This is a genomic window from Bacillus sp. PK6-026, assembly GCF_054161455.1.
On sequence record NZ_CP096418.1, the window covers coordinates 3,431,236 to 3,453,613 of the forward strand.

Annotated in this window: 25 protein-coding genes and 2 pseudogenes; 5 read left to right on the forward strand and 22 right to left on the reverse strand. The window is 44.9% G+C overall.

All coding sequences use genetic code 11. The features are described 5' to 3' along the window. Positions 1–37: 37 nt before the first annotated feature. From dapF to M1D59_RS17545, 3 genes are all read right to left on the reverse strand, one after another. Entirely contained in the window at positions 38–895 is an 858-nt protein-coding gene (gene dapF, locus M1D59_RS17535) for a diaminopimelate epimerase (RefSeq protein WP_035337621.1), read from the reverse strand. A 126-nt stretch (positions 896–1,021) separates the two neighbouring features. Then, a complete protein-coding gene (locus M1D59_RS17540; protein WP_020452827.1) occupies positions 1,022–2,239 on the reverse strand; it encodes a NupC/NupG family nucleoside CNT transporter in 1,218 nt (405 codons plus the stop codon). Between the two features lie 156 nt (positions 2,240–2,395). After that, positions 2,396–2,632, reverse strand: a complete 237-nt coding sequence (locus M1D59_RS17545; protein WP_003184941.1) for a YuzB family protein — start codon at positions 2,630–2,632, stop codon at positions 2,396–2,398. Positions 2,633–2,903: 271 nt separating this feature from the next. Between M1D59_RS17545 and M1D59_RS17550 the strand changes: the two genes are divergently transcribed. Further along, positions 2,904–3,971 (forward strand): NAD(P)/FAD-dependent oxidoreductase, encoded by a 1,068-nt coding sequence (locus M1D59_RS17550; RefSeq protein WP_020452828.1) that lies wholly within the window; start codon positions 2,904–2,906, stop codon positions 3,969–3,971. Positions 3,972–4,414: 443 nt separating this feature from the next. Here the strand turns inward: M1D59_RS17550 and M1D59_RS17555 are convergent, their stop codons facing one another. The 7 genes and pseudogenes from M1D59_RS17555 to M1D59_RS17585 form a co-directional block, all read right to left on the reverse strand. Then, the gene (locus M1D59_RS17555; RefSeq protein WP_458118054.1) at positions 4,415–4,756 is read right to left on the reverse strand and encodes an antibiotic biosynthesis monooxygenase; all 342 of its coding nucleotides are present in this window, start codon (positions 4,754–4,756) and stop codon (positions 4,415–4,417) included. Between the two features lie 150 nt (positions 4,757–4,906). Further along, positions 4,907–5,362 (reverse strand): MarR family winged helix-turn-helix transcriptional regulator, encoded by a 456-nt coding sequence (locus M1D59_RS17560; protein ID WP_145625283.1) that lies wholly within the window; start codon positions 5,360–5,362, stop codon positions 4,907–4,909. Between the two features lie 250 nt (positions 5,363–5,612). Further along, positions 5,613–5,699 (reverse strand): annotated as a pseudogene (locus tag M1D59_RS17565) (phage holin); the annotation flags it as partial. 192 nt (positions 5,700–5,891) lie between these two features. Further along, entirely contained in the window at positions 5,892–6,263 is a 372-nt protein-coding gene (locus M1D59_RS17570; protein ID WP_268489623.1) for an iron chaperone, read from the reverse strand. Positions 6,264–6,459: 196 nt separating this feature from the next. Then, complete coding sequence (locus M1D59_RS17575; RefSeq protein WP_020452832.1) at positions 6,460–7,053, reverse strand: dienelactone hydrolase family protein; 594 nt, start codon at positions 7,051–7,053, stop codon at positions 6,460–6,462. Positions 7,054–7,140: 87 nt separating this feature from the next. Beyond that, positions 7,141–7,338 (reverse strand): hypothetical protein, encoded by a 198-nt coding sequence (locus M1D59_RS17580; protein WP_154495611.1) that lies wholly within the window; start codon positions 7,336–7,338, stop codon positions 7,141–7,143. Positions 7,339–7,343: 5 nt separating this feature from the next. After that, positions 7,344–8,450 carry a Rap family tetratricopeptide repeat protein gene (locus M1D59_RS17585; protein ID WP_020452833.1) on the reverse strand — a complete coding sequence of 369 codons (1,107 nt, stop codon included), beginning with the start codon at positions 8,448–8,450 and terminating at the stop codon, positions 7,344–7,346. A gap of 275 nt (positions 8,451–8,725) precedes the next feature. Between M1D59_RS17585 and M1D59_RS17590 the strand changes: the two genes are divergently transcribed. Continuing rightward, positions 8,726–9,226, forward strand: coding sequence for a phenolic acid decarboxylase (locus M1D59_RS17590; RefSeq protein ID WP_020452834.1), 501 nt, complete (start codon positions 8,726–8,728; stop codon positions 9,224–9,226). Positions 9,227–9,245: 19 nt separating this feature from the next. Here M1D59_RS17590 and M1D59_RS17595 read toward each other — a convergent pair whose 3' ends face one another. Then, the gene (locus tag M1D59_RS17595; protein ID WP_458117560.1) at positions 9,246–9,512 is read right to left on the reverse strand and encodes a hypothetical protein; all 267 of its coding nucleotides are present in this window, start codon (positions 9,510–9,512) and stop codon (positions 9,246–9,248) included. A 113-nt stretch (positions 9,513–9,625) separates the two neighbouring features. Continuing rightward, positions 9,626–9,952, reverse strand: coding sequence for a YuzD family protein (locus M1D59_RS17600; protein ID WP_075213854.1), 327 nt, complete (start codon positions 9,950–9,952; stop codon positions 9,626–9,628). A gap of 134 nt (positions 9,953–10,086) precedes the next feature. Here M1D59_RS17600 and M1D59_RS17605 point away from each other — a divergent pair. Beyond that, a pseudogene (locus tag M1D59_RS17605) lies at positions 10,087–10,385 on the forward strand (NifU family protein). 301 nt (positions 10,386–10,686) lie between these two features. Here the strand turns inward: M1D59_RS17605 and M1D59_RS17610 are convergent. The 6 genes from M1D59_RS17610 to yutH all read right to left on the reverse strand — a co-directional run bounded on the left by M1D59_RS17610 (position 10,687) and on the right by yutH (position 18,328). Beyond that, positions 10,687–12,648, reverse strand: coding sequence for a S9 family peptidase (locus tag M1D59_RS17610; protein ID WP_101561504.1), 1,962 nt, complete (start codon positions 12,646–12,648; stop codon positions 10,687–10,689). Positions 12,649–12,754: 106 nt separating this feature from the next. After that, the gene (gene thrB, locus M1D59_RS17615) at positions 12,755–13,675 is read right to left on the reverse strand and encodes a homoserine kinase (RefSeq protein ID WP_020452837.1); all 921 of its coding nucleotides are present in this window, start codon (positions 13,673–13,675) and stop codon (positions 12,755–12,757) included. Further along, the gene (gene thrC, locus M1D59_RS17620; protein WP_023856186.1) at positions 13,672–14,730 is read right to left on the reverse strand and encodes a threonine synthase; all 1,059 of its coding nucleotides are present in this window, start codon (positions 14,728–14,730) and stop codon (positions 13,672–13,674) included. Before thrC ends, thrB begins: the two co-directional genes overlap by 4 nt. Next, entirely contained in the window at positions 14,730–16,031 is a 1,302-nt protein-coding gene (locus M1D59_RS17625) for a homoserine dehydrogenase (RefSeq protein ID WP_020452839.1), read from the reverse strand. The genes thrC and M1D59_RS17625 overlap by 1 nt, the downstream gene beginning before the upstream one ends. A 233-nt stretch (positions 16,032–16,264) precedes the next feature. Beyond that, positions 16,265–17,227, reverse strand: a complete 963-nt coding sequence (locus M1D59_RS17630) for a 2-hydroxyacid dehydrogenase (protein WP_020452840.1) — start codon at positions 17,225–17,227, stop codon at positions 16,265–16,267. A gap of 90 nt (positions 17,228–17,317) precedes the next feature. Further along, positions 17,318–18,328, reverse strand: a complete 1,011-nt coding sequence (yutH, locus tag M1D59_RS17635) for a spore coat putative kinase YutH (protein ID WP_458118055.1) — start codon at positions 18,326–18,328, stop codon at positions 17,318–17,320. A gap of 144 nt (positions 18,329–18,472) precedes the next feature. On the opposite strand from yutH, the gene M1D59_RS17640 reads away from it, so the two are divergent. Beyond that, a complete protein-coding gene (locus tag M1D59_RS17640; RefSeq protein ID WP_020452842.1) occupies positions 18,473–18,973 on the forward strand; it encodes a phosphatidylglycerophosphatase A family protein in 501 nt (166 codons plus the stop codon). Between the two features lie 46 nt (positions 18,974–19,019). Here M1D59_RS17640 and M1D59_RS17645 read toward each other — a convergent pair whose 3' ends face one another. Genes M1D59_RS17645 through M1D59_RS17655 form a run of 3 tightly spaced genes read right to left on the reverse strand, consistent with a single transcriptional unit; the run spans position 19,020 to position 20,554 of the window. Then, a complete protein-coding gene (locus M1D59_RS17645; protein WP_020452843.1) occupies positions 19,020–19,790 on the reverse strand; it encodes a TIGR01457 family HAD-type hydrolase in 771 nt (256 codons plus the stop codon). A 20-nt stretch (positions 19,791–19,810) separates the two neighbouring features. Then, complete coding sequence (locus M1D59_RS17650; RefSeq protein ID WP_268462257.1) at positions 19,811–20,251, reverse strand: DUF86 domain-containing protein; 441 nt, start codon at positions 20,249–20,251, stop codon at positions 19,811–19,813. A gap of 27 nt (positions 20,252–20,278) precedes the next feature. Then, complete coding sequence (locus M1D59_RS17655; RefSeq protein ID WP_003184977.1) at positions 20,279–20,554, reverse strand: YutD family protein; 276 nt, start codon at positions 20,552–20,554, stop codon at positions 20,279–20,281. Between the two features lie 103 nt (positions 20,555–20,657). Between M1D59_RS17655 and M1D59_RS17660 the strand changes: the two genes are divergently transcribed. Next, positions 20,658–21,275 carry a YhcN/YlaJ family sporulation lipoprotein gene (locus M1D59_RS17660; protein WP_328066837.1) on the forward strand — a complete coding sequence of 206 codons (618 nt, stop codon included), beginning with the start codon at positions 20,658–20,660 and terminating at the stop codon, positions 21,273–21,275. Positions 21,276–21,332: 57 nt separating this feature from the next. Here M1D59_RS17660 and lipA read toward each other — a convergent pair whose 3' ends face one another. Further along, a complete protein-coding gene (gene lipA, locus M1D59_RS17665; RefSeq protein WP_256163556.1) occupies positions 21,333–22,244 on the reverse strand; it encodes a lipoyl synthase in 912 nt (303 codons plus the stop codon). Between the last annotated feature and the right edge of the window lie 134 nt (positions 22,245–22,378).

Here is a 22,378-nt window from a genome sequence, read left to right on the forward strand (position 1 = left end):
TATAAAGTCGCACGCCCGATTTCTCAAACGGACCGACTCATGATATAAAAAACTCGCCTTCACATACCGTTTCAGCGGGTCCTGTCATCATGACGCGTCCGTCATTTTTCCAATTAATGATCAGATCGCCGCCGGCGAGATGGACAGTAATGTCCGTGTCTCGTTTGGAATAGCCGTTGAGTATCGAACTCACTGCGGCTGCGCAGGCGCCCGTTCCGCATGCCTGGGTAATTCCTGAACCCCTTTCCCATACACGGAAATGGAGTTCTTTGTCGTTTTCGACTTCAACAAATTCTACGTTAACCCCTTCCGGAAACCTTTCATCTTTTTCAATGAGCGGTCCCATCGACGTAAGCGGCGCTTTTTCAATATCGTCTAAATAAAAGACGATGTGGGGATTGCCCATGGATACAGCGGTACCTTTCATTTCCCGGCCGCCGAATATCATCTTTTCATTGATCGTCTCCGACCCCTGTTCACCGAGCATTGGCATATCTGATTTGAGAAGGCGCGGTTCACCCATATCGACTGTAGCCGATACAACTTTTCCTTCCTTCACTTCAATCTCAGCCTTTACCAAGCCTGAAAGAGTTTCAATTAAAAAGGATGTTTCCTTCACCAGTTTATGTTCATACGCGTATTTTGCAACGCAGCGCAAACCGTTTCCGCAGTTTTTGCCTTCAGATCCGTCGCTGTTGAAAATCCTCATTTTAACCGGCGCTTGATCTGAAGGACAGATGAGTATCATTCCGTCTGAACCGATTCCGGTGTAAACGGAAGACACTTTGACGGCCAAATCTGGCAACAGCTCCTCAGGGAGATGTTCTTCAAACTGATTGACGTATATATAGCTGTTTCCTAAGCCGTGCATTTTAGTAAAACGAAAAGAATTCATAGCCGCCTCCACATTTTTTTACTTTCTTCTAGTATAAAAGCTGAAAGGGATGGATACAATATGGCTATCCCCCGTTTTTCATACATAAAAGCTCCCTGCGTTCATTTGCAGGGAGCTTTTATCATGTTATCCGATAAACATACCGGCGATCGCCGCGCTTGTAAGGTTGGCCAATGTTCCGGCAGCAACGGCTTTCAAGCCGAGACGGGCGATATCGGAACGGCGGTTCGGCGCCATTCCTCCCAATCCTCCGAGCAAAATCGCCACAGAAGACAGGTTTGCGAAACCGCACAGCGCAAAGCTGATAATCGAAGCGGTTTTGACGGAAAGCTGATCAAACATCGGAGCAAAATTGGAATAAGCGACAAATTCATTCAGCACGAGCTTTTGACCGATAAAGCTTCCGGCCTGAACTGCTTCATCCCAAGGGACGCCGATGACAAAGGCGAGAGGTGCAAATACATAGCCGAGAATGAATTCAAGCGAAAGGTCTTTAAAACCGAACCATCCGCCGATTCCTCCAAGAATTCCGTTTAAAACGGCAATCAAAGCAACAAATGCAAGCAGCATCGCGCCGACATTCAAAGCAAGAGAAAGACCTGTTGATGCCCCTTTTGCAGCGGCATCGATGACATTTGCTGCGTCTTCATCTTCAGCCATTTGAATATCTTTTTCTTCAATTTTCGATTTTTCAGTTTCGGGAATAAGCATTTTTGCCATAATCAAGCCCGCAGGTGCAGCCATAAAGCTCGCTGCAAGCAAATATTCGAGAGGAACCCCAAGAAGGGCGTAACCGAACAAAACAGAACCGGCCACTGATGCGAGTCCGCCTGTCATAACGGCAAACAGCTCCGACTTTGTTAAGTTTGCAATAAACGGCTTAATCACAAGCGGCGCCTCAGTTTGTCCGACAAAGATATTGGCAGCTGCAGAAAGAGATTCCGTTTTGCTTGTTCCGAGCAGTTTTGCCAATCCGCCGCCGATAAAGCGGATGATGACTTGCATGATCCGTAAGTGGTAAAGAACCGCAATCAGCGATGAAAAGAAGATGATAACAGGAAGAACGCTTAAAGCGAAGGCAGCGCTGTCGCCTACTTGCAAGAGAGGCCCGAAGAGAAAGCTGATTCCTTCATTCGCATAATTGACGAGATGCTGAACGGCTTTCGTAAACGAAAGAAACACTTCCCGCCCCATTTCCCATTTGAGAACGATGAATCCGAACAGGAGCTGCATCGCCAAACCGATTAAAATCGTTCTTATGTTAATTTTACTCTTGTGCTCAGAAAGCAGAAAAGCAATCGCGAAAATCGCCAGAATACCAAGAAGTCCCCATAAAATGTTCATGACCACACCTCTTATTATTTTTTAAACTTTTATTAAGATAACAATTAATGATTGGCCTGTCCACAAAAATTTTTAAGAATTTTTTCTCTTTTTATGTAAACCCTTTCAAACAAAGGCTTTGCATGAAAAAACGAGATCACCAAGATGACCCCGTTTTTAAATAAGTTCATTTTCATCAATGAACTTGTATATATTTTCGACCAATTCAGCCGGATTATTCGCTGTCACCATTTCTCCGTTTACAAGAGCATACATGGTCTGCATGCATTGTCCGCAGTAACTCAGGCAGCCGTATTCGACGACGTCCAGATTCGGATCTTTCTCCAATATTTCTTTTGCTTCCTGAGAACCTTGGGCAAGATTGCTGACGCAAAACTCAACGATTGGAAACACTTTATTTCACCTCACATTGCTTTTTTATCGTACCCTATTTACGTTTCAATAGTCAAAGTTTAAGGCTGAGGAATAAAGCTTTTGTAACATATTAATACCTTAAAGGGTTTTACTAATTATCGATTCAAGGCGGATATGTAGGTTATTTTCCCGAGAAATATTGTGATTTTACATCAAATTAGATATAATTCTAGAGGGTATTTACATAGTTTTTTAATTTTGCAATGAAAAAGGTTAGTTTCTTAATCTGAGGGGAAAAGGGGAATTACCAATGAGAAATTTAGTCTTGCTCGGCGGCGGGTACGGAAATATGCGGATCATTCATCGTTTGCTGCCTAACCAGCTGCCAGATGATGTGATGATCACTTTAATCGACAAAAACCCTTACCATTGTTTGAAAACGGAGTACTACGCACTGGCTGCGGGGACGATTTCCGATCATCATATCAGAGTGTCCTTCCCGGATCACCCGAAGTTAAAGATTGAATACGGGACGATTTCGTCTGTTGATTTGGAAGGGAAAAAAGTTTTGTTTCATGACAGGGAGCCGATATCTTATGATGACGCCGTCATCGGGCTCGGCTGTGAAGATAAATATCACAACGTTCCCGGTGCGCCTGAACATACCTACAGCATTCAGACAATTGATCAATCACGCAGCACTTATCAGGCGCTCAACAACTTAAATGCGGAAGCCACCGTTGCGATCGTCGGGGCAGGACTGAGCGGCGTTGAGCTTGCGAGCGAGCTGAGAGAAAGCCGAAAAGATTTGAACATCGTCCTTTTTGACCGTGGAGAATTAATTTTGTCGAGCTTCCCGAAGCGTTTGAGCAAATATGTTCAAAGCTGGTTTGAAGAGCACGGCGTCAAGATTATCAATTGCGCCAACATCACAAAGGTGGAAGAAGGCATCGTCTACAATCATGACGATCCGATACAAGCTGACGCCATCGTCTGGACAGCGGGGATACAGCCGAACCAAATCGTTCGGGATCTCGATGTGGAAAAAGATCCGCAAGGGCGCGTCGTCCTGACGCCGCACCATAACCTGCCGGGAGACGAACACGTGTATGTTGTCGGCGACTGCGCAAGCCTGCCTCACGCGCCGAGCGCACAGCTGGCCGAAGCTCAGGCGGAACAAATCGTCCAAGTGCTTGAACTGCGCTGGAAAGGCGAACCTCTTCCTGAAGCGATGCCGAAATTCAAGCTGAAAGGCGTGCTCGGTTCACTCGGCAAAAAAGCCGGCTTCGGTTTAGTTGCCGAACGGCCGTTGATCGGCAGAGTGCCTCGCCTGCTGAAATCCGGCCTGCTTTGGATGTATAAGCATCATAACGGGTAGAGTTTTGCGGATGTTCATGAAATCCTGATATAAGTTTTTTTCCATATTAAGTTTTAAAAAAACTGCATCATTTCGAAAAGTAACGTTTTTCCGTTAGGCAGTTGTTAGTTTTTTTCACTCTCAAAAAAGCAGGCATTAAGCCTGCTTTTTTATGTTAACCGTTTTGCAGCATGTGCTTTTCCCTAGCCTGAGAACAGAGTAACAATTCATGAATATTTGGATTTGTTTCTTGTTCCTGTGCAATCTTCCAAGAGGAGATGAACAACATGAGAGACGAAAACCTAAAAGTTCGTGGATCAATCAAATGGTCAGCCATGATGCTGCCGGAGCATGTGCAGAAAACTATTCACATATCCATAATTTAATGAGGCTAATCTAAATGGCAGAAACACTATTATGATTCCAACGTTAAATTCACACTTTTTTTATGGTTAATTTGAAAATTATAAGGAAGTCACATCTACTACTTGATATTGGCGAAGAGTCTTTTTAATTTTCACTTCTTCTTGTTGTCCTTGTTGTTTTTGCTTATTCATTTCTTTATGTTCTTCAACATGGTCTTCTCTTGTTACCCATGTTTTAAAGTGATCTTTACTTTCCCACTTTGTAACAAATACATATTCAACACGATCCTTATTTTCTTTCAACCAGCAATCAACGGATACTAACCCTGGTGTGTTGATTGTTTCATTCATTGTTTTCTGAAGTTTTGCGATGATTTTATGTTCATTTGTTTTATCACCTTCAAAACAAGCTTGACTGATAATTTGAGAATAAAATGAGATACTAAGTCAATACCTTACTGAATAATTATCTTATTAAATAAGATATTAACTATTTGAAATTTATCACAAATAAAAACCTCCGTCAATGAAAATAATTCTCATTAACGAAGGTTTTATCAAATCCTCCATATCATTAGGCGTACAATCAAACTACGTTATTATATCATCTAATTTATAGAATATATTAATAATCTTTTGGATATCTTCCTGTTCAATGCCATCAAAGAGTTGAACAAACATTTTAGTTCTCTGTTTTATAATTTGGTCAACGATATTTTTTCCTTCTTTTGTGAGAGATAATTTGATCACTCGTCTATCGGTTTCTGACCTAGTACGAGTAATCAAATTATGTTTTAAAAGGGCATCAGTAAGAACCGTCCCGCCTCCTGAAGTAATACCTAAATAAGAAGTAATATCGGAAACCGTAGAAGTTTCTTTTTTAGAAAGATACATCAGAACCAATATATGACCGTCAGAAAGCTTGTATTTGGTCTTAGGAAAGAATTCATTCTGTTTTTTCAATTTCCGAAAAACGGTTTCAAATACCTCCTGAAATTCATCTAATTTATTTTTTTTATCTTGATTATTGTTTATATCACGTTTCATTTTTATGCTCCTTACGATTAACCATCTACATAAGAATTATGACACTTTTTATACCCGATGAATAGACTTTGTTTATTGCTCCAATGATTAAAAAAGACAAAAGCTTAAACCTATTTTTACTCAATTTTATTATATGGAATGTTTTTAACATATATAAAAAATGATGAAAATCCTTAAAATTAGGTTTATATGTGCAATTTCAACGCTGATCGAGCCTCTTTTTACAGCCAGCGTATTGACCTGGTCCTCGCTTTCCAAACATGATTAGAGTTTGGTTTATCAATCCAATAAAAAGAAGCACCGTCCGGACGACCGTGCCTTTTTCTAAGTTTTTCATTTGTTTTCCTCTATCTTGTTCAGTTTTCCATTGATAGAGATAATCTGCTGATCAGGAGGTTCAAAAATGGAGATTCCACGGCTGAGGGTCCCTTTTCATAAAATATGAGGTGAAATCCATTATTCGGTGAAGGGATCGCTTAACGGGGCGCTCTCTCGCCTTCATGAGAGAATGCCCCTTATTTTTGGCTTTTTATTTCCGCCAAAAAGTTGAACAGTCCGCCTTATCCGCAATATTAAACTCAATCATTTTCTGAAGTAATGAAAAATCAACCGGACGATCCCACGGGAAACGGACAAGCTGCTTCGTATGATCATAGCCGGCCTGCACGATTTCTTCAGAAAAACGATCAATTCCCGCGCTTTCAGGGGCAACAGCCAGGTGATGTTTCGCTGTGCTGAAACCGATAATAAAAGTGCCGTGATCGGTAAACATAGGCTGATTCCAGGCGATTTTCGGCGTTAAATTTGGAAATGTCTCCGCTGTCCAATTCAACACTTCCTCCATCCGGGCTCGATGTTCCGGGTGATCAATTCCTTCTAAATATTCTGCAAAAGCTTCCATGTTGCTCCCTCCTAAAATTAAAATGATGCTAGAACTTTGTTTCGCAAATGAACCCTTTGTAATAAGTCTATCCTTGGAACAGCTTCATTCGAATTCCCACAGATAAGATTCTACTCAAAAAAGCCCCCTTGTCATCGGCGAGCTTTCTTGAATTGAGCGTCATACCTATTATAGCGTTTCCATGCCTGTCCGCTTTTTATAAAGCTATTAAAAACTCCATCATCGTTTCATAAGCAATTTGCGAGGACTGCCGGTTGTATTTTACGGAATACGGGTCGCTAAATCCATGCTCACCCTTCAGCTTCACCGTTTTGACATTCTTTGATTCCAATTGGGATATACACGCGGCAACGTCAAAGGACTGCTCTTTTTCCGGGAAAAAAAGCAGTGCCGGACATGAAGGCGATATGTTCAGATAGTCTCTTATCCGGGAGCCGTAGTATCCGGCGATCCCATTGACACGCTCATCTTCGCTGCAAAGCCAGGCAGCGGTTGCTCCGACGCTGAACCCGAGTAAGATGATCTTGCGATATTGACGATCCAGCTTGGATATGATTGTATTTATTTTGCGCAAAACACCGGGGAAACCGACGTTTTCCATAAAAAAAAGATAAGCCGCTTTTTCTTCAGCGTATTCAAACGGTTGATCCCGATTTAACAAATTGGGGCAAATAACATCAAAGCCCTGCTCAGCTATCAATTGGCAAACATCGTGCATGTGCCGGTTAATCCCGTATATTTCGTGCAGCACGATAACCGCTGTATCGGATTTATTTTGAATATGTATCATGTTCTGACTCCTTGTCTCTCATTGCTGCATAAAAAAAGGGCGCCGCCTTCGGCGCCAGTTTAACAGCTTGTACGGCAACAAATCAGGTTATGCAGTCTTTTGCAAAGCTGCAGGCGCTTTACCATCAAAGCTGTCGAGAAAAATCGCTCTGCCCGCCATCAGCTGGGCCGGCTTATCGTCAAGAAAAATGGCGCGACCGGCAAACTCGGCATTTCCCTTCGGCTGAGACGAAAAACTTAAAACGACAAGGCTGGCAAAGACGGCAGTCAACGCAACGGCAATCATCTTTTTCACTTTAGCTCCTCCGTTCTTTTAAGAATTTGGTCTCTTGCATGATGAGATTCTTCAAAATATTCGGCAGCTTTGTCTGCATCTCCATTTTCTTTATAGTAAAGTGCGATATCAAATGTTAATTCCGCTACATCCGTCCAGAGATTGATCGTTTTAAGATATTCTAAAGCATGTTCAACCGTAAGTGGATCCTGTTCATCATACAGAGCATGAATAAGTTTAAATTTCGACAAATATTCCCTTTCTCCTGCTTTTTCCGCGCGGAAAAATCCTTTTTCATACAATTTGCGGGCTTCTTTGACAACATTTGATTTGTATAGCACATGTGTCAGTTCAAACATGGAGTGGATGCCGTAAACCGATTCTTCATGCTCTTTGATAAGCAGCGCTTCTTTGAAATGATGTTCGGCCAAGGTGAGGAGATTGCGATTGACATAGCTCAATCCTAAGTTGTGGTGAGCCATACCGAGGAGAACGTGGTGCTTGATCAGTGCCGCGTCTTTTAGGGCTTGCTTGTAATGCTGTTCGGCTTCATCAAAACGAAATAAATCGAGTTTATTTGCTCCGATCAGCATATCGTTGCTGATCGCTTTTTGAATATAGTCATCATGTGTTTTGAAGGTTTTTAGAGCTGTTTTTGCATGGTTTAAGGAGAGGAAATTCTGTTTGATTTGATAGTAGGCGATAGCCAGTTTGTAATGGAATTCGGCGATTTCGATTTGATCGGGGATTGTTCTGAGCTTTTCTTCGGCTAGTTTATAATAATTGATGGCATTTGTATAATCCTTTTTATGAAATTCGTACATGCCTGCGAAAAAGAAATAATAATATTCGATCATGTCATCTGTGCTTTGCATATCTGCTTTTTGCTCCTGAATATCTTCGAACAATTTGGTGGAAGCTGCAAACTCTTCTGTCAGCAGTTTGTGCCGATAGTCTAAAAGATTAAAATAAAGAAGCAGATCTTGATTTTCTTCCATATTCGGCAGCCGGTGCTCAATGTCGTATTTAATCGAGACCGCTTGTGCCACTTCATGGCGCTTGATCATGACATACCATTGATTAAGCATTCCCGCGACTTCCTCATAAGCAATTTTTGTCTTCAATCGTTTATCCTTCCTTTCCTCCCATGTCTCTTCCTTTTTATGGGTTGTTTTTCATTTTACAGAATCGCTTATTTTTTGACAATCACTTTTCTAAATATTGGCTTAATTTCCTAAAATAACTCAAAATTCTGACATCAATCGTAACCATTTTCTGTATTGTTGCAAATCTCTCAGAAAGTATTTTCGTTTGACATTGTTTTTGATGACATTTTATAATTATATATGTAAATATCAACATGTTCGATTTTACAATAAACAAATAAGGAGCGGTTCATATGAATCAAGATGTCAAAGAGTTTGTCGGAAGCCATATGATCTATACGTATGAAAACGGATGGGAATATGAAATCTACATTAAAAATGACCGTACCATTGATTACCGCATTCACAGCGGAATGGTCGGGGGACGCTGGGTTCGCGATCAAAAAGCCGATATCGTCAAGCTGACTGAAGGCGTCTATAAAGTATCATGGACAGAACCGACAGGGACTGACGTTTCCTTGAATTTCATGCCCAATGAAAAGCGGATGCACGGCATCATCTTCTTCCCTAAATGGGTTCATGAACGCCCTGATATCACAGTCTGCTATCAAAATGACCACATCGACTTAATGGAAGAATCGCGCGAAAAATATGAGACGTATCCAAAATATGTCGTACCGGAATTCGCCGATATCACATTCATTGAAAATGCCGGAATCGATAATGAAGATCTGATTTCAAAAGCCCCTTATCCCGGAATGACGGATGACATCAGAGCCGGAAAACGAGTATAAATGGGAAAAGGGCTTTTCATTAATGATATAATGACTGGACTTTTGTTAAGTCGTGCAGCAAGGCTTGAATATCATCTTGCGATAAAGGGACAAGCATTTGATCGTAGAGGGTGATGATCTGTCCTCCCTCGTCATGCTCATGCTGCCTTAAATACTGCTGCAAAGCCCTGAGCTGGTTTTCTTTCAAGCTGGTCTGCGTTTGAAACTGCTTGATTTTCTTTAACGAAAAAACATTCATTTCGTCATCAAAATCGCCTGACATGATTTGACCCTCAATGCTGGACATGCTGGCTATCCCTCCTTATTGACGATTCGGCTGGTAGTTAGTCTGTCCGCTTTAAGAAAAGTACAATCATAAAAAATAAAACAGCAAGGGACAGATCTGTCCCTTGCTGTTTATCATGCAGGCTTATAACCTTGCTTTTCCATTTCTTTATACACGTCTTTCAGCTTCGGATTTCCTTCGCCGACTACTTGATCACCGACCATGATGAGCGGATAAAAATATTCGTCGTTCAGGATTTTTTCGGAGATTTCCTGTTTTTCAGGATCGTTTTCCGGCGGCTGATGGATATCAATGTACGTGATCGAGAAAGGCTGGTCGGGATATTTTCTTTTCAGGGCGGCTTCGAGCCACTCATACGTTTCTTTTGATGACGGAAGGTTGACACAGCTTGGACAAAGAACGTCGGCACCGTAAACAAAAAGCTCGGCTTGTTTTTTCATCAGCGGCAGCTCCTTTCTCTTTGTCTTTTATTTTATTCTATTTTGTCCTTTCGCTCCATATTGAAATGAAAATCGCTTTTTGTCTTTGCCGGCAAATATGATATAATATGTGGGAAAACGATTGAAACCAAACAATAGCTTTTTATTGTTCGACTGAATATAATGGTTGTATGATTTGAAAGGAGCGATACGAATGACGACAGAGGTCGAAATGAAAGAACAAGTACAGGAAGTGCTGGACAAACTTCGTCCATTTCTACTCCGCGACGGCGGTGACTGTGAACTCGTCGATGTTGAAGATGGCATCGTCAAGCTTCGCCTGCTCGGCGCATGCGGAAGCTGCCCAAGTTCCACGATCACCCTTAAAGCTGGAATTGAGCGCGCCCTTTTAGAAGAAGTTCCGGGCGTCATTGAAGTTGAACAAGTATTTTAATTTGAGGCGGCTGCCGTTCATTACGGCAGCCGCCGATTGTTGACAAAATCCCAAAACGACTTTTAGTTTTGGGATTTTGTCATCCTTTCAGCGTGATTGAAAACCCTTGCAGTCTAGGAAGGCCGAGCATCGGAGCAGACTTTCACAGGAGGTGATGACGGCGGCGTTCAGGCAGGACGCCTGGGCGGTTAGCCGCCGATCCTTCCTCTATTCGTGAGCACCGACGCGCATGCCTGACAACGAATGCGAGGGTTTGTCGACACGCTGAGGCTGCCGTTCATTACGGCAGCCTTTTCTTTTTTTATAGATAATCTTCAAACCAGCCGGCAATATACTCAAGCCGTCTGATCCGCTGCTTCGGATGCCCGCTTCTTGATAAATCGTGCGACGCATTCGGGAATCTGACGAGTTTTACTTCTTTCCCCATTTTTTTCAATGCCGTAAACAGCTGCTCCGCCTGTTCAATCGGGCACCTGTCGTCCCGTTCGCCATGGAGGATGAGAAGAGGAGTCTCCACCTTGTCCGCATATTTGAGCGGCGAATGCTCCCACAGTTTGCCGGGATTTTCAAAAAGGTCCGCTCCGATCTGCCAGTCTGTGAAAAAATAGCCGATGTCGCTTACCCCGTAAAAACTGATCCAATTGGAAATGGACCTCTGCGTCACCGCGGCCTTAAAGCGATTCGTGTGGCCGACAGCCCAGTTTGTCATAAAGCCGCCGTAGCTTCCTCCTGTGATTCCGAGCCTTTCTTGATCGATGAAATCATATTGTCCCAGCGCGTGGTCAACAGCTGCCATTACATCTTTAAAATCTCCCCCGCCGTAGTCGCCTCTCACCCGGTTGACAAAATCCTGTCCGTAGCCGTGGCTTCCCCGCGGATTGACATATACAACGGCGCTTCCCTTTGCGGCCAGCACTTGAAATTCGTGAAAATAAGCATTCGCATACATGGCGTGAGGACCGCCGTGCACTTCCAGAATGAGCGGATACGTGTTTCCTTTTTCATATTGAGCAGGCTTTATCAGCCAACCGTGAATTGTCAAACCGTCCGCTGTCTGAAATTGAAGCTCCTCCGGTTCCGATATGATATGCTCTTCCGTAAACGCTTGGTTGGCATCTGTTAATCGCTCCGCTGTTTCTTCCCCCAATGGGAGATGGTAAAGTTCGCTCGGCCGGACAGGCAGGGCTATCGATGCCGCAAAACTTTTTTCATCCGGATGCAGGCTGAATCCGTTCAGATGCTCTTTTTCCAACCGGACCGGATAAGCAAGACCTTCGATTGATATGTAGTAAATGCCTGTCGAACCTTTGTCAGATCCAATGACATAAAAGCCGTTTCCGTCTTTGGTCCAGGCCGGTTTCGGAAGAACGCCTCCGACAAGGCTGTCCCCTGCTACTGCATCGCTGAGATGGACATCAAGCATTTCCGTCAGACACGTTAGTTTTCCTGTTTCGATATTATACAGCCATGCTTTATCAAGCGTGGCGTTTTGAAATTCCTTTTCGTTTCCGATGAATGCAAGGTGTTTGCCGTCAGGAGAAAACGATAGTGAAGAAAAAACGCCGTTTTGACCTGTAAGGCGCTTCAAATCACCTGTCGAAAGGTTCATCAAATAGACATCGTTCACACGCATATCCGTCTGATTGGCACAAAATGCAATCCTGCCTCCGCACGGTGAAAATGCGTGGCTGAAATGGTCGCGTTCTAGATCGGTCAGCTGTTTTATCTCCCCGGTTTCCACTTGAACGAGGACAAGCTGCGTATACTTTCCCCTTTTAAACCCTTGGCCGTCTAATTTATACGACAAAGAATCGACTTCCAGCGGTTCGTGATCTTCAATCTCCGTCTTTTTCTCATCGTCGACGCTTTCCTCTTTCGTCAGCCTCACTGAACAAAGCAATGACTTGCCGTCAGGCGACCATTCAGGCTGTGATACATCATAGGGAATATCGGTCACTTTTCTCGCTTCTCCTCCGGCGGCGCTTATTACGTAAAGTTGTGTGGTTTCCTCGCGATTAGACGTAAATGCAAGGGATTTGCCGTCGGGCGACCAGCGCGGATGCTGGTTTCTTCCTTTTCCAAACGTCCATTGTACTGACGCTTGTTGTTTGCGGTCGTAGACCATGATATGCGAATCATAAGAGTCCTGTTTTTCGTTTACTTTTGTTTGTACGTAGGCGATTTTTGCACCGTCAGGCGAGTACTGCGGGTCGGTAATGGATACAAGCTTGATGAGGTCTTTTTCGGTTATCAGCTGCTTCATGTTCGTTTCTCCTCCTCTATATGTTTGTCATACTATTTCGACTTTCTAAATAAAAATCCTTGTTTTGAAGGCAAACAAAAAAAGAGCCGAAAAAGCTCTTTTATCGTTAAACACTGTTTACTGATTTTCTTTCAACGATAATGCCTGTATCCGGGACATGAAGGCAGTCCACTTCACAATGTGGAAACTTAGAAGCAAGCTGATCTCTCAGCGCGTCTCCCTTTCCTTTTTCAATAAAGGAAAGGATCGTCGGTCCTGCTCCGCTTAAAGCGGTCCCAAACGCGCCGTTTTTGCCTGCTTCATGCTCCACTTTAGAAAGCTCAGGGACGAGCGCCCTTCGGTAAGGCTGATGAAAGAGGTCTTTTTGCATCATGCGGCCGACAAGCTTCCAATCTTTCGCCATCAGTCCGGCGACGAGCATATTGCTGACCGCGCTTGCTTCCACCGCTTTCGGATAAGAGAGGCTTTCGGGAAGAACATCCCGCGCATCTTTTGTCAGCACTTCATAAAAAGGAATGACGACAACGACATCCAAATCGATGTCTTTCATCGAAACCATCTCTGTTTCATCTTCTTCATGAAGTCCGATGACAAGCCCGCCGAAAAGCGATGCTCCGGCATTGTCAGGATGGCCTTCTTCAAGGCTTGCAAAATGGAGTTTCTCGCGGTCAGAGAGTTTTAAATCGGCAAGTTCGTTCGCCAGCTCAATCGCAGCGGCAATTGCGGCTGCGCTGCTGCCGAGACCGCGCGCCAGCGGAATATCGCTCCACACTTTGACGAGGCTTGGCGGAAGGTCTTTTCCGAAGTGTGCAGCGGTCCGTTTGGCCACCTGGTAAATTAAATTATCCGTCCCTTCAGGAATTCCCGCTACGACTTCTGTTTCAGCCTCAAAACGCCACTCATCATGAGGAAAAACAGACAGTCTCAAATAACGGGACAGCGCCATGCCGACTGAATCAAAGCCCGGGCCCAGATTGGCCGTGCTTCCGGGAACCGTAACGGAAAACAGCATGTCAGCCTCAGTCATACACGAGCGGCTCCTTTTAAGTGTTCGAGAATGGCTTCTTCATCTGTCGGCAGTGTGACAGGTTTGATCTGCGACACATCAACGGCTGTGTTCGGATCTTTCAAGCCGTTTCCGGTTAAGACAGCGACAACTTTCGCCCCCGGCTGAATCTCTTTCGTTTCCAGCTGTTTCAGTACGCCGGCAATAGATGCGCACGATCCCGGTTCTGCAAATACGCCTTCTTCTCTTGCCAGGAGCTGATAAGCGTGCAGGATCTCTTCGTCTGACACTTCATCGATTTTTCCGTTCGATTCTTTTGCAGCATTGACCGCTTTGTCCCAGCTTGCCGGATTTCCGATTCTGATCGCTGTCGCAACGGTTTCCGGCTTTTCAATTACTTTGTTTTTGACAATCGGGGCCGCGCCTTCCGCCTGAAAACCTCTCATAACCGGCAGGCCTGTGCCGTTTTTCTCATGATATTCTTTAAAGCCTTTCCAATAAGCCGTAATATTTCCGGCATTCCCGACAGGAATTGCAAGGATGTCAGGCGCTTCGCCCAGCTGTTCACAAATTTCAAAGGAAGCGGTTTTCTGTCCTTCAATCCGGTAAGGATTCACAGAGTTGACGAGTGCAATCGGCTCTTTCTCGCAAATGCTGCGCACCATTTTCAGGGCATCGTCGAAGTTTCCGTCGATCGCAATGATTTTAGCGCCGTACATGACGGCTTGGGCCAACTTTCCGAAGGCGATTTTGCCGTCCGGAATAATGACGATGCACTTCATATTGGCGCGAGCCGCATAAGCCGCAGCAGCAGCTGACGTATTGCCGGTCGAAGCGCACATGATCGTGTCATTGCCTTCTTCTTTCGCCTTGGCGACCGCCATGACCATCCCGCGGTCTTTAAAGGAGCCTGTAGGATTGACACCCTCTGTTTTGACATAAAGCTCGATTCCGAGCTTTTTCGAAAGATTTTGCAGATAAATGAGCGGGGTATTTCCTTCGTTCAGCGTCAATTCCGGTGTTTTGTCCGTTACTGGCAAATATTCTTTATATTGATGGATGAGTCCTTTCCACATTAGCTCCAACCGTTCCCTTCTACTCGATAAGTGCTTTTCACCTGATCAACAACCTCAAGATCATTCAGCTTTTGCAAGATATCCGTAAAATCCTCTTCTGACGTATGATGTGTCACAATGACAATCTCAGCCAGGTCATCATGGCCTTTAATCGGAAGCTGCAGGATTTTTTCAAAGCTGACGCCTCTTTCTGAAAATATCGATGTGATTTTTGAAAACGAACCGACCTGATCTTTAACATGAATTCTTAAAAACTGCTGGGCGAAGATTTCAGAAGGTGCCTTGATCTTCTTTTCAAATTGCGGATCGACAAAGCTGCTGCCGTTCACGCCGAGACGCATGTTTTTCATGACGGAAACCAAATCTGATACGACGGCGGTCGCAGTCGGCATGCTTCCTGCGCCAGGCCCGTAAAACATCGTTTCCCCGACGGCCTCGCCATACACGTAAACCGCATTGAATTCATTATGGACGGAAGACAGCGGATGATGCTCCGGCAACAATGTCGGCTGGACGCTCACTTCGACTTTTTGTCCGTCGCGCTGGGCGATGCCGATCAGCTTCATCGTATAGCCGAGCCGTTTGCTGAAATTGATGTCTTCATCAGACACTTGGGAAATGCCCTTCACTTTGACATCGTCAAGATCGACATTCATTGAGAAACCGAGCCTGGCCAAAATCGCCATCTTTCTCGCCGCATCAAGACCTTCAACATCAGCTGTCGGGTCCGCTTCGGCGAAGCCGAGCTCCTGCGCTTCTTTCAGCACATCAGCATAAGGCGCGTTTTCTTTATTCATCTTCGTTAAAATGAAGTTGGTCGTTCCATTGACGATTCCCATCATTTTCGTAATCCGGTCTGAAGCCAGCCCGTCTTCCAGGCTTCGCAAAATCGGAATTCCGCCGGCGACGCTCGCTTCAAAATAAAGGTCGCAGCCGTTTTCTTTCGCGGCAGCCGTCAGTTCCGATCCATAGAGGGCGATCAAATCTTTATTCGCTGTCACGACATGTTTTTTCGCCTGAAGCGCGTCAAGCAAATAGCGTCTTGTCTCCTCGATTCCCCCGATGACCTCAATGATGACATCCACTTCCGGATCTTGAATGACATCATAAGCTTCCGTCGTCAGAACATCTTTGGAAAGGTCGACATCCCTCTTCTTATCTTTATCTTTTACAAGAACTTTTTGAATCGTAACAGGGCATCCGACTTGGTGTGTCAGCTTATCCTGGTGATCCTGAATAATCTTCACCACACCGCTCCCGACTGTTCCTAATCCTAGCAGCCCCACTCGTATCGCCTTCAATGAAATTCCACCTTTCTCTCTCTTATCGTCCTCTCTCTGAGGACATTTGTAAACGCAACGCAGACATTTAAGTTACAAACATTATAATGGGGGATTCTTTTTTTGACAAGATGACATTTGCTGAAAAACAAATCATGAAAACGCTTTATACATTGATATAATAAGATTCTATATATTCAGAAATATTTTCGTGAGAAAATCTTCCGACCAGCTCAGGCCGGCCGGAAGAAACATCAAATCTCGGTCTTTGCCGGCTTCCCTCCCAGGACAAGCGCAATATTTTCCGCACAAAGCCTCATCATGGCTTCTCTCGTTTCGACAGTGGCGCTGCCGATGTGAGGCAGCGCGGTCACTTGCGGCAGATTGGCGAGCGGGTGATCCTGCTGCACGGGTTCTTCCGCAAAGACGTCGAGTCCTGCGCCGGCAATATCTTTTTCGATCAGGGCTTCATATAAATCGTCTTCATTCACAACCTGTCCTCTTGAGACGTTGATAAAAATAGCGGAGCGCTTCATCCTTTTGAATGCGCTGCGGTTAAACAGATGCTTCGTTTCCTCAGTCAGAGGCGTCAGGCATACCACAAAATCCGCCTGTTCGAGCAGTTCGCCAAAGGATAGATAAGTTGCCCCCAGTTCGGCTTCCGCCTCGGGATTGCGGGTGCGGTTATGATATAAAATCTCCATGCCAAAGCCTTTCGCCCGCCGGGCGACGGCTTGTCCAATGCTCCCCATCCCGACGATGCCAATCGTTTTATGATGGATATCCGCTCCGGCCAAAAGCAGCGGCCCCCAGCCCGTCCAGTTGCCTTGTCTAATCCAGTCGCTTGCCTCGACGATTCTGCGCGCGGATGCCATCAACAGAGCAAACGTCAAATCTGCCGTTGACTCTGTCAGCACGCCGGGCGTGTTGCAGCAGATGACGCCATGCTTTTTCGCAGCCTCCACATCGAGGTTGTCATAGCCCACCGCCAAATTGGCCACCACTTTTAAATGCGGCGCACCTTTTAAAAGCTCCTCATCAACTGTGTCGGAAAGCATCGTCAACAGTCCGTGCGCCTTTTTTGCTTTTTCCGCCAGAACGGCGCGCGGGCACGGTTCTTCTTCCTTTTCCCACATCTCAATACGGGCTTCTTCTTTTAACGCAGAAAGCTGTTCTTCCGGTAATTTTCTCGTTACATATACAAACGGTTTGTCCATGCTGCCTCGTTCCTTTCTAAGAGTAGCTTCCAACCAAGCATATCGAAAAAATCCGGAAATGTTAACATGAAGAAAAGAACACCGCGGCGTCTATGGTGTCCTTTTCAGCCAATTGATAGGCGGCATGCTCATAAATCCTGCGGCTCTCATGCTCGCCATTTCTTGAAAGCCGTTCAGAAATTGCTCATAAGCCGGCGCTTGAGACAATAAATGGTCGAGTCTGCTTTCAAAATAATGGTGCTCTGATTCAGGAGAAATATAATACCCTTCAACCGTCTCAAAATAGTGAAGCGGAAACAGAAGCCTGCTGTACACCAGCCGTTTAGAAAATGAGGAAAGCGGCGCGGCTTGTTCGTATTGCTGAAAAAACAATGCGATGTCATTGAAGTTTTTCCTTTCGTGAAACAAGCTTCTGGCATATTCCGCAAGATCCCTGGCCGCATGATCAAACACCCATTCCATCGGGATTTTAATAAGCGGCTCGCGCCTTAAAGCCTCGCAGGTGAGCCGCTGCTGGCAAATCGTCCCGGAGTCGGCGGCCTGCGGCTGATCATCCAATTCGGTATCGGCCAAATATTGAATCGCATTTTCGGTTAAACCGAGATAATAAGGAAACGATTCGATAAAATGTTTTTCAAAAGGCTGCAGCTGTCTTGCCTGCGTTTTTTGGGTCCAGAATTGTTCCAGCTGGTCGAGCCGTTTCCCCCAAAGTTCTTTCCACTGCCCAATCCGCGAGGTTTCTTTTACCTCATAAGGGTATCCTCTTCCCTTCTGATGAAATTCCGCCAGCTCCGCCCCAAATGAAACGGACCTGTTTGTCATGCGGGGAGCAGCTTGAAGCAGCACATATGAGGCGCCATTGTCCTCAAATGTCATCTCCCCGTCCTTTGTCAATATAAAAGATGAAACGTATGGGTCGCGCTGTTCTTGCAAATACTGACTCATACTAAACAATTCCGCCAGCTCATCCTGACTCAAGTGGGATACCGGGACGATCAAAAACATCGAATTCGGGGTATGAAAAGCCTGATAAGACAAGTATGAAGTAAGATCGCGAATATGGATTCCGAATTTTTCTTTGATCAGCTCCTTCACGGACATCACTTCCTGATAAATTTTTCTCCTTCTACACATCGTAATCATGAAGGGATTCGATTATGAATCGATTCGGAAAAAGAGTTCTAAAATCGTTACATTTTTAAGGTTGTTTGTATACACTAAGTAAAAAAAGATTGGGTGAAAATGATGCCGGAAAACAACAGCATGCATCAAATCGAAACAGCAGCAAAAGAATGGCTTGAGAAACGGGGCGTCAAGATTTCGGATATTGCTGATCTTGTCTACGTACTACAGAAGAAATATCATCCAAACTTGACAAAAGAAGAATGTGAAGAGAATGTCAACCGGGTCATGAAAAAACGCGAAGTTCAAAACGCCGTGATCACAGGGATTCAATTGGATATGCTGGGTGAGCAAAGAAAGCTCATGGAACCGCTCCAAACCTTAATCGAGACAGATGAAAGCCTGTACGGCGTCGATGAAATCTTATCCTTCTCCATTGTGAATTTGTATGGATCAATCGGTTATACAAACTATGGATATATCGATAAAATCAAACCGGGAGTGCTCGCACGTTTAAACGATAAATCAACAGGCGAATGCCACACGTTTTTGGATGATATCGTCGGAGCGATTGCGGCAGCCGCATCCAGCAGACTGGCGCATCGAGCAAAAGATGCGGAATAAGCCATTAAAAAACACTTGTCCTTAAAAGACAAGTGTTTTTTTGCGGTTAGATGCGATCCATCCAGTCTGTTAAAGAATCAATGACATATGTCGGCTTTTCCTGATAGGCTTCAAGGTGTTCTTTTTTGGTCACGCCCGTATGAACGAGAAGCGTGTCCATCCCGGAATTCATTCCCGCCATAATATCCGTATCATAATTGTCACCGACCATCAGCGTTTCACTGATATTTGTGCCGAGCACCTTCATCGCCTGCTCCATGATGATCGGCTCCGGCTTGCCGATAAAAATAGGCTCTGTCTGCGTAGAAACGGTTAATACTGATGTGAGAGAACCATTGCCCGGCAATAGTCCTCTTTCTGTAGGAATAGCGATATCGCCGTTAGTCGAGATGAATGTAGCGCCGTTGCGGATGGCAAGGCAACCGACGGCTAGCTTTTCGTATGTAATGCCGCGGTCGATACCGACGACGACGAAGTCGGCGTCTTCTTCGCCGAATGCCAGTCCTTTTTCCTCAATGGCCTGGCGGATGCCTTCCTCACCGATCACATATACGGAAGCATCCGGTTTTTGTTCGGCGATAAAATTGGCGGTCGCCATGCTGGTTGTGAATACCTGGCTCTCTTCGGCCGGAATATCAAATGAAACAAGCTTGTCCGCCACTTGCTTCGGCGTGCGCGACGAATTGTTAGTGACGAACAGATACGGGATGCTCCGTTCTTTCAGCTTCCTTACGAATTCGCATGCTTCTTCGATTTTTTCCGTCCCTTTGTACATTGTTCCATCCAGATCAATTAAGTATCCTTTGTATGTTTTCATGTTGTACACTCCAGTTTTGTTTAGTGCGGTTTGAATGCGGATACCGGACCGAGCTCATGGTTTAAATAATCGCGGATCCGCAGCGGAAATTTCTCAAGCGTTTCCGCATGCCTGCTGAGCAGCATGTCCAATTCTTCATGGTTGACATTCAAGTAGTCTTGAACCAATGTCTTCCGATAGGCGATCAAATGTTTCAGACTGTCGCCTTCCGCTTGGCTGACAACCTTTTCATCGGTCAGTATATCCATAATGTCGTCATAGCTTCCAGGATCTCTCATAATAAAGCCGTCAATCATATCGTTCCCTATATCCAATATACATTCGATCAGCGTGTGGCCGATTCGTTCGAGCGCTTTTTTTTCGACGTCGGAAGTCCATTCCTCCTGTGTTTGATAAAGCCGCAGCTCCTCTTCCAGGAAGTTCAGCGTGTTTTCGATTTTGTGTCGATCGACAAAATACATCATCAGAGCATCCCCTTTTATGATCGCTTATTTTCGCAGACGTTTTAAAACAAAGTAGGCACATCCGAAATTACAGTACTCGTAAATATATTCATCAAGCGTGCTGATCTTCGTATCAAATGTGGCCTTTTGATTTTGATCGTCAAAAAAGCCTTTCAGCCTCAGCTGGCTGTATCCCCAATCCCCGACGATGTAGTCATATTTATTTAAAATGTCGGAGTATCTGGCTTTAAACGCTTCTTCGTTAAAACCGTTTTTCACATCTTTGACGACTTCAAATGCAGCGTTCTGAACGACAATCATTCTTTTCACCTCTTTTATATGATAATTCAAACCCGTGCCGCCATCAATTGCTAAGAATAAATCCTCCCCGTTGGAAAAGCTATAAATGAGGAGGAAAAGCAGAATGAATAAAAAAATTCTTTTAGCAGGGCTGCTGGCGGTGCCTTTAGCAGGATGCCAGACAGCCTTAAATGATACCGAACACAATATATATGACGAAGACGGAAATACCGTTCACGTTGCAGACAAGAACCCTCAATATCATGAAAAGTTCAGAAATGACAACCGGAAAGGCAGATTCGGTTATGCGCGCCATCAGGCAACTCCAGTCGCAAACAAGGAAGAAATGCAGGCGCCTCAAATTGATCGGGAAGAAATGGCGCATATTATATCTAGTTTAACGGTTCAGCTTCCCAATATTCAAGATGCCTCAGCACTTGTGACAGACGAAGAAGCGCTTGTCGTGTACAAAACGGACTCTGGGCAGCGCGAACAGACGGCTGACCAAGTTAAAAAGACGGCGGCATCCGTCATTCCGAGGTATTACCACATCTATATTTCCGATGATCCGGATATGATGCAATCCGTCGCCAACTTCAGCCGGCTTGGAGCCAATTCAAGAAACGTTGATCAGCTGATGGCCGATACGATTAAGGAAATGCAAAAATCACCGCAAGGCAAAACAACGACAGGTACAGATGAAAACGACCTTGACGGAAAAGGAAAAGCGACCGAATCCTGACCTGAAAATAAATAAGAAAAACGCCAGCGCAAACGGCTGGCGTTTTTTCATCCAATGTTATGCCTGTGCCTGGCGTTTTTTAGACGCTTCATTCACCTGTTCATCGGCATGGTATGAAGAGCGGACGAGCGGCCCTGCTTCACAGTGGCTGAAGCCTTTTTCCATGGCGATTTCTTTCAGTTCGGCAAACTCGTCAGGATGGTAATATTTCTGTACTTTAATATGTTTTTTGGACGGCTGCAGATACTGGCCGATTGCCATGATGTCGACGTTGTTCGCAAGAAGGTCGTCCATTGTTTCGATGATTTCTTCTTTTGTTTCGCCGAGGCCGATCATGATGCTGGATTTCGTCGGGATGTCCGGCTGCATCTCTTTGGCGCGGCGCAAAAATTCCAATGACCTTTCGTATGTAGCTCTCGCACGGACTCTCGGCGTCAGGCGGCGAACCGTCTCAATATTATGGTTTAAAATATCCGGACGCGTATCCATCAGCGTTTTCAAATTATGATAGTCTCCGCCCATGTCAGACGGGAGAACTTCGATTGTTGTAAACGGGCTTTTTCTCCGGACGGCGCGTACGGTTTCAGCGAATACCCCTGCTCCTCCGTCTTTTAAATCGTCACGGGCAACGGCTGTAATGACCGCGTGTTTCAGATTCATGATGCTCACAGAATCCGCGACTCTTTCCGGCTCATTCAAGTCAAGTTCTGTCGGCAGCCCCGTCTTCACCGCACAGAAGCGGCAGGCTCTCGTACAGACAGATCCGAGAATCATAAAGGTTGCGGTACGTCTGACGGCCCAGCATTCGTGGATGTTCGGGCATTTCGCCTCTTCACAGACCGTATGGAGGTTGTTTTCCCGCATTAATTTTTTTAAGCCCGTATAGTTTTCATTTGTGTTCAGCTTGATCTTAAGCCATTCGGGCTTTCTTAGGTGCTCGTCTTTCTTTGCCAATTCCATCATCTCCATTGTGGATTGTAGTCATGTTCAATACGAAATTTGTGACATAGCGCCGGATGTGTCCCTCTGCTTTGGAACCGCTTAAATTAAAATTGCTAAATCTTCATCTTTAGTCACTTTAACATAGTACAGATTTGTGAACA